The following is a 6467-nucleotide window of genomic DNA, read 5'->3' as shown; positions in this document are numbered from 1 at the left end:
CATGCAACCAGACAACCGGAGCGGTCTTGTTGACTTTTGTTACTCGGTGGAACCCCAGCCGATTGCGCCATTTGCGGGAGCCCAAAAGAGCCGCCAGAGCGGTGTAGGGCAACGTGATATAATAGACCAGAAACGTGAACGATTTATATAAAGCCAGCATCAGAGATACTCTCCCACAATCTCCGCCGCCCGTTTCCCCGCCCCCGGCCTCCCCAGTCGGTCGGTCAGCTGGTGCAGTTTCAATATTATTTCAGACGTTCTCTCCGCATCGGAGAGAATCTTCACCGCCTCCTCCGCTATTCTTGGCGCCGCGGCCTCGCGCTGTATCAGCTCCGGAGCCAGACGTTCCCCGGCCGTGATATTGACCAGCGCTATGCTGTCCAAGCGCACCAGACGCCGCGCAATCAGATAGGTCAACCAGCCGGTCTTATATATAACTACCATCGGCCTGCCGATTATGCCGGTCTCCAATGTGGCGGTGCCCGATGATGTTATTACCAGACGGCTCTCCGCTATCAGTTCTCTTGTCCTGCCCAGTTGTAATTCAATTTCTGTGCCGCAGTTTTTCAGGTACGAACCGTAATCGAATTTCCCTTCAATACCCGCGACGGCAAATCGGTATTTCCGATTCTCAGACAGAACTGCCGCCGCTTCAACCAGAACCGGAAGCATCTTTTCTATTTCCTGCGGCCGGGAGCCGGGGAGCAGGGCAATCACGTCAGACTCGGATTTATAGGGCGCTTTTATGAAGCGGCTCTCGATATCATCCATTAAATAATGCCCCACAAAGTCGCATTTTACCCCGGCGCGGTCGTAAAGTTCTTTCTCGAAGGGAAGTATCACCAGCATCCGGTCAACCAGTCTCTTTATCGGCTCAATTCTTTTGCCGCCCCATGCCCAGATCTGGGGAGAAACATAATAGATAATCGGGATATTCAGATATTTTACTCGTTCGGCAAGACGCAGATTGAATCCGGGATAATCGATGAGAATGATTGCCTTAGGGCGTTTTCGCTCAATTTCCCGAACCGTGTCGCTTAGAAGTTTTCGGAAGAACCGGAATCTCCGGGCAACCTCCCAGAATCCCAGCACCGCCAGTTTGTCACTCTCGACTTTCTGCTCCTGTCCCAGCTGTTTCATTCGCCGCCCGCCCAAACCAAAAAATCTAATTCCTTTATCAATTTCCCGAAGGGCTTTCAGCAGATGAAATCCGGCAATATCTCCCGAGGGGTCGCCGGCCGAGACAAAAATAGACTTTGATGATTTCAGCAGATTATCGGTTGAACGAGACATTTCATCCCGCCAGATTGCCGCCGATGCGGACAATTTCATTGGCGACCCGAAGCGCCTCGGTCGCCTCTTCGCCGGTCACCTCCGGACTCCGATTGTTCTGGATGGCGAGTAGAAAGTCGGTCAGCTCCCGGCAAAGCATATCGTCGTCCTTGGCTCCCGCTTTGTTGTACAGAATCTCTCTTCCGGATTTTCCCAGAGGCACCCGCATGCCGACTTCAGCAGCCAATGACTCATCGGCTAAGCGGTAAATGTCAGCCTGTTTTTCCGCCAGGTCGAGAGAGAAATATCCTGATTTCTGAAAGATGCGCAGTTTTCGCATCGGCCGCAGCGATATCCGGCTGGCTGTCAGATTGGCGACGGCGCCGTTCTCAAAGGTGATTCGGGCATTGGCGATATCGGCATTGTCGGAGATAACTGAGACCGCCGAGGCATCGATGCGCGCCACGGGAGACTTGATAAAATGAAGCGCAAGTTCAATATCATGCACCATCAGGTCCAGCACCACCGCCACATCCGTCCCGCGAGGGTCAAACGCCGCCAGACGATGCGCCTCTATGAAGCGCGGCTTAATGTCAAACGACTTCAGCGCCTGAACCGCCGGATTAAAGCGCTCGATATGCCCCACGGCAAGCACCAGGTTTCTGGCTTTCGCCGTTTTTATGATACCTTCCGCTTCCGCCACATTCGAAGCAATCGGCTTCTCAATGAGACAATGAAGTCCGGCATTTATAAACCACTCCGCCACTTCGGCATGAGCGCTGGTCGGTACCGCTATTGAGACCGCTTCCGCTTCACCGACAATCTCTTCCATCCGCTCAAATGACTTCACACCAAATTCTTCCGCCACCCGTCGGCATTTCTCCCGGTCGATATCATAAACTCCGACCAGAGTCGATTCCTTTATATGATGATACCAGCGGGCATGATGTCGCCCCAGATGCCCCACACCGACCACGGCTGTCCTGACCTTGCTCATATTTTATGATGGTAAGAGGGTAAAAGAATCCCCCCGCCTTTGCCTTCTGGTTATGAGGCTATTTGATTAAACCCCGACTGGAGTTCTTGATAAAATCCAACATCAGATTTATTTCCGCAATCGAGGGCACTTCTGACTTAATCTTCTCCACCGCCTGCGATGTATTCAGACCGGAGTAGAATAGAATTTTGAAAGCTTTCTCCAGGGTATGAAGGGTATCCGGTTTGAATCCACGTCGGCGCAATCCGACCTGATTTAATCCCACAATTTTCAGGGGATAACCGGCCGCCAGCGAAAAAGGACAGATATCCTGCGGCACCCGGAAACCGCCGCCGACCATCGAGTGCGCGCCTATTTTTACGAACTGATGCACCGGTACCACTCCGCCGATTATGGCGTAATCGCCGATTTCCACATGCCCGGCAAGATTGACGGCATTAGCCATTATTACATTATTGCCGATGATACAGTCGTGCGCCACATGAGCGTAAGCCATGATAAAACAGTTCTTCCCAATCGAGGTCTCGCCGTGCTGCGCCGTGCCGCGATTAATCATTACAAATTCGCGAATGGTAGTATGCTCATCGATTACCAGGCGCGTTCTTTCCCCTTTGAATTTCAGGTCCTGAGGAACCGTCCCCAATACCGCGCCATGAAATACCGTCACATGCGGTTTCAACTCAGTATATGCGGCAATATAGCAATTAGCCCCGATCGAGACATTGTCGCCTATTTTAGTGTCTGCCTCTATCACGGAATACGGACCAACCTGCACATCCTCCCCCAATTCCGCTTTGGGGTCAACAAGGGCGGTGGGATGAATATTCCTCATCGGTCCACCACCATTGCCATCATCTCCGCTTCAGCAACTACGGCGTCTTCCACAAAAGCCTTCCCTTTCATTTTGCAGGCGCTTCTCCGAAACGCCACCATATCGAGCTCAAATCTCAGGGTATCCCCGGGACGAACCGGACGGCGAAATTTGACATTGTCCAGCGACATGAAATAGACCAATTTTGTTTCCGGCTCCTGCACCGCTTTCAAAAGAAGAATTCCGCCCGCTTGAGCCATCGCTTCAATAATCAGCACCCCCGGCATGATAGGATGCCCCGGAAAGTGGCCCGTAAAAAACGGCTCATTGAAGGTCACATTCTTTATAGCCACCACCCGCTTTTCCGGCTCCAGGTCGAGAACTCTGTCAATCAGAAGAAAAGGATACCGGTGGGGCATTATCTTCATTATCCCTTCGATATCCAAAAACGGCTCCAGATTCGCCTTTTGATATTTCTTGGCAAGCTGTTTCTTTTCATAAAACGCCCGGATTTTCTTCACCAACTCCACATTGGCTTTATGACCGGAGCGGGCCGCCAGTATATGCCCTTTTATCGGCACCCCTATTAAAAAGAGGTCGCCAATCAGGTCCAGCGCTTTATGCCGCACCGGTTCGTTGGGAAAGCGAAGGGGAATATCGTTGATGATTCCGGTCTGCCCCACAAACGCTTCATCTTTCAAATCCAGAGCCTTCCTTATCCGGTCTACCTCAACCTGTCCCAGATCAGAATCATAAATGACGATGGCGTTCTGCAGTCCGCCTCCCTTTATCAATCCGTTCTGTTTAAGGTGTTCCACTTCGGAGAGAAAGCAGAAGGTCCGCGCCGGCGCGAACTCAGTGGCAAACTCCGAATCGAGGTCCATAAGAGTCGTATATTGCGTCCCCAGCGCCGGATTCTTGTAATCTATCATGAAAGTAATGCGAAACGTGTCGGAGGGAGTCACCACGATATCGACTCCCCGCTCCGGCTCCGAATGTAACATCGTGCTGTCAATTTCCAGATAGCGGCGGTCGGCATCCTGATTTTCAATCCCCGCCTCCAGTATTTTCTCCACATAAGGCAATGCCGAGCCATCCCCCACCGGCGGTTCATTGGATTCCAGTTCAATATCGAGATTGTCCAGCTGGAGCCCTGAGATTGCCGCCAGGACATGCTCTACCGTATGCACCTTGGCATCGCCGTTAGCCAGAGTAGTTCCGCGCGATATATCGACCACATAGTCAATATTTGCCATCACCGCGGGGCGCCCCGGCAGGTCGGCGCGGATGAAACGAACACCGCTGTCAGGAAGGGCCGGCTTAAAAGTCATCCGGGTGGTATTTCCGGTATGCAGGCCGATTCCTTCTAACGATATCGGTCTTCGAATGGTCCTTTGCTTTGCGTACATATAATTGCCTGTAAAAATCCATTATAAAAATTTGATAAGTTATTTTCAAGGGAAAAATGCCCTCCAAGTATCTTTATAATTCCTTCAAGTGGCGCATTTTCCTGAACTTACGAAAAAAAGCAACATATTCTTTGAGCATCTCTTCCTCCGCTTCCGTGAGTCCTTCCAGCACCGGAATGCCTACCCTGAGCAATGTCCGCACCATATCGGCAACAGTCCGGTCGTGACGGTTCGCCAGTCTGGTCAAGCGCTCCTTAAATTCATAAGAGACAAATACGGTAAGACAATGTTCTCCCCGCATCTTCAAAGACGGCCGGTCTTCATCCATTTTATTCTTCCTCCCGATGAAACTTGATATGACTCACTATGGTCTGCGGCGCCTTTATATCAAGGCGGTATTTCTCTCGGAGACAGCGGAGCAGCTTTCTCCAGTTCTCCTCCGCCGGTTTGCTGGCAATGAGCCGCTCTATTTCAATTCGAAAGGGCGAGTCGCAGATAACGCACTTGGCCAAATCGCGGACTTCAATCCCAAAATGCTCCTTCACAAAGGTTGATAGGTATTTCCGCAATTTACGGATGGCATTCTGACGTCTCCGCTCCACCGAACCAACCGTGCTTATGAGCGCTTCCGCTATCTCCCCAATAGACTGTCCCTGATAATAGTACCGCTCGATAATCTCTTTTTCGACTGACGGCAGCCGCGCCAGGGCGCTTTCTACCGCCGCAATAATTTTCTGCTGTAGAGGACCGGAGTAAGGAGGATATAAAAGACGGTCAGCCTCATTCCCCCGTTTCGGCAGTACCCAGTCGTACGCCCCCAATATTCTTCGCGCCATACTCTCTCCTTTTTTTCCACCAAGGAAAGAGCCGGCGGCATTCCTGTCTATTGCATCCGTCTCACCGTCGAATCTGACTTCTTAGCCCCGGCCATATCACATGAATCACATCTGCAGAATAAGTCTTATAGCCCTATCTCTTTTAATCCCCTGGCGCCCAACATTGCTTGTTATCTTTCGAATACTTTGACCGTAACCCCGCTTATCTTTTCCGCTTGATATTTAATACTCTCCAGGTCATCGCGGTTAAGCGGAGTCAGAGTCCGGTCGGCGGCAGGACGGTCCAGCGAGTAAATATGGCATTCCTGCGGCTTAATCTCTGCAATTCGGCTTATCCAGGCATTGACCGCCTTCTCCCCTGCATTGCCATTGGGTCCTCCGGCAAAAAGCGATTGTATTGTGATATCCCCCAGCGCTCGCAATCCTTCAATAATCGTCTCAAAGTCAACCTCGGGATGAGGACGGTTAAATTTCTGAAAAAAGGCGTTATCGCCAACGTCCAGCTTCATATAGCGGATATCGAGTTTCTTCAGCCCTTCGCGAACGTCTTCATTCCCGATAAGGGCCGAATTGGAAAGAATCGCAACCTTGATTTCCGGATTGAGTCTGTCCCGGACATTTTTTACGGCATCGACTATCCGGGAGAATCGGGGATGAAGAGTCGGCTCGCCGTTTCCTGAAAATGTCAGGTAGGAAACCAGCGGATACTCCTTGAGCGCTTCCTCCAGAGCGTATGTGACATCACTTTCGGAAGGAAATTCCCTCTCCTCCAGGGAAACAGTGTGGCCTCTGGCGCCGGTAAAGCCATACTGGCAATAAAGGCAATTGAACGGGCAGGCTTTATACCGAAATGGAAGAATATTCAGACCGAGGGAAGAGCCGAGCCGTCGCGAATTGACCGGTCCATAAATGACTCCCGGCTTTAATTTAAGCGGTTGGGTTGACATTACTCCAGTTTTATCTTTCTCGGCAGTAACTTTTTGCTAAATTTAGCATATAGAGTTCTATTGTCAACAGATGCCGGCTGATTGCCGAAAACAATAATAAACAGGCGAGGTTTTGTATGTCTAATTCGGAGAGTAAGGGACGGGAGGAGAAGTGCGGAATGATGATAGGAGGACTGATTGTCCTTGGTATCGGCG

7 protein-coding genes are annotated in these 6467 nt (G+C 51.0%); all 7 read right to left on the bottom strand.

What is annotated here, in order from left to right; translation table 11 throughout:
- Nucleotides 1-159 precede the first annotated feature (159 nt).
- The 7 genes from lpxB to AB1690_10595 all read right to left on the bottom strand — a co-directional run bounded on the left by lpxB (nt 160) and on the right by AB1690_10595 (nt 6272).
- Nucleotides 160-1293, bottom strand: a complete 1134-nt coding sequence (lpxB, locus tag AB1690_10625) for a lipid-A-disaccharide synthase (GenBank protein ID MEW6015766.1) — start codon at nt 1291-1293, stop codon at nt 160-162.
- 1 nt (nt 1294) lies between these two features.
- The gene (locus AB1690_10620; protein ID MEW6015765.1) at nt 1295-2269 is read right to left on the bottom strand and encodes a Gfo/Idh/MocA family oxidoreductase; all 975 of its coding nucleotides are present in this window, start codon (nt 2267-2269) and stop codon (nt 1295-1297) included.
- A 58-nt stretch (nt 2270-2327) separates the two neighbouring features.
- Entirely contained in the window at nt 2328-3101 is a 774-nt protein-coding gene (gene lpxA, locus AB1690_10615) for an acyl-ACP--UDP-N-acetylglucosamine O-acyltransferase (protein ID MEW6015764.1), read from the bottom strand.
- Nucleotides 3098-4489: a bifunctional UDP-3-O-[3-hydroxymyristoyl] N-acetylglucosamine deacetylase/3-hydroxyacyl-ACP dehydratase gene (locus tag AB1690_10610; protein ID MEW6015763.1), complete on the bottom strand. Its 1392-nt coding sequence runs from the start codon at nt 4487-4489 to the stop codon at nt 3098-3100. The genes lpxA and AB1690_10610 overlap by 4 nt, the downstream gene beginning before the upstream one ends.
- Nucleotides 4490-4562: 73 nt before the next feature.
- Nucleotides 4563-4817 carry a hypothetical protein gene (locus tag AB1690_10605; protein ID MEW6015762.1) on the bottom strand — a complete coding sequence of 85 codons (255 nt, stop codon included), beginning with the start codon at nt 4815-4817 and terminating at the stop codon, nt 4563-4565.
- Nucleotide 4818: 1 nt separating this feature from the next.
- Complete coding sequence (locus AB1690_10600; GenBank protein ID MEW6015761.1) at nt 4819-5325, bottom strand: sigma-70 family RNA polymerase sigma factor; 507 nt, start codon at nt 5323-5325, stop codon at nt 4819-4821.
- A 170-nt stretch (nt 5326-5495) separates the two neighbouring features.
- Nucleotides 5496-6272 (bottom strand): radical SAM protein, encoded by a 777-nt coding sequence (locus AB1690_10595; GenBank protein ID MEW6015760.1) that lies wholly within the window; start codon nt 6270-6272, stop codon nt 5496-5498.
- Nucleotides 6273-6467: the final 195 nt, after the last annotated feature.

This window comes from Candidatus Zixiibacteriota bacterium (genome assembly GCA_040753495.1).
In the GTDB taxonomy this organism is placed as follows: domain Bacteria; phylum Zixibacteria; class MSB-5A5; order GN15; family PGXB01; genus DYGG01.
This window is presented reverse-complemented; position numbering and strand designations above follow the sequence as displayed.

What these genes read in the sequence shown, in the direction of transcription:
- lpxB (MEW6015766.1), bottom strand. Translation starts at nt 1,293, where the DNA reads ATGTCTCGTTCAACCGATAATCTGCTGAAATCATCAAAGTCTATTTTT.
- AB1690_10620 (MEW6015765.1), bottom strand. Translation starts at nt 2,269, where the DNA reads ATGAGCAAGGTCAGGACAGCCGTGGTCGGTGTGGGGCATCTGGGGCGA.
- lpxA (MEW6015764.1), bottom strand. Translation starts at nt 3,101, where the DNA reads ATGAGGAATATTCATCCCACCGCCCTTGTTGACCCCAAAGCGGAATTG.
- AB1690_10610 (MEW6015763.1), bottom strand. Translation starts at nt 4,489, where the DNA reads ATGTACGCAAAGCAAAGGACCATTCGAAGACCGATATCGTTAGAAGGA.
- AB1690_10605 (MEW6015762.1), bottom strand. Translation starts at nt 4,817, where the DNA reads ATGGATGAAGACCGGCCGTCTTTGAAGATGCGGGGAGAACATTGTCTT.
- AB1690_10600 (MEW6015761.1), bottom strand. Translation starts at nt 5,325, where the DNA reads ATGGCGCGAAGAATATTGGGGGCGTACGACTGGGTACTGCCGAAACGG.
- AB1690_10595 (MEW6015760.1), bottom strand. Translation starts at nt 6,272, where the DNA reads ATGTCAACCCAACCGCTTAAATTAAAGCCGGGAGTCATTTATGGACCG.